General features: G+C 38.1%; 1 protein-coding gene. It reads left to right on the top strand.

The features are described from left to right. The coding region (locus E4T81_RS15525; protein WP_135046161.1) for a serine hydrolase domain-containing protein at nucleotides 1–386 on the top strand (386 nt) is incomplete at both ends.

Consider the following 386-nt stretch of genomic DNA (forward strand, 5'->3'; position numbering starts at 1 on the left):
ATAGTGAAGAAAACGAACCATCTCAAGAAACTGCAGCGGTTTCAAATACCGATCAGAAAAAAGAGGTCAAAAAGAAAACTGCCAAAAAATCAGAGGAACAAATCAAAACAGTGGATCGAAACCAAAAAATCAGCAATTATTTAAAAGAGATCGGTTTCAGCGGAACAGCCATGATTGTCAGAAATGGAGAAATCGTAACAAATAAAGGTTTTGGCTATGCTGACCGTAAACACTACATTCAAAATAATCCATTGACATCTTTTTATGTCGGTTCATCACAAAAAGCGCTGATTGCAACTGCTATTTTGCAGCTTGAGGAAAAGGGGAAACTTCAGACAAGTGATCCGGTAAGCACGTATTTACCTCATTTTCCCAACGGACAAACG

Source organism: Barnesiella sp. WM24, assembly GCF_004570975.1.
Classification (GTDB): Bacteria; Bacteroidota; Bacteroidia; order Bacteroidales; family Muribaculaceae; genus Muribaculum.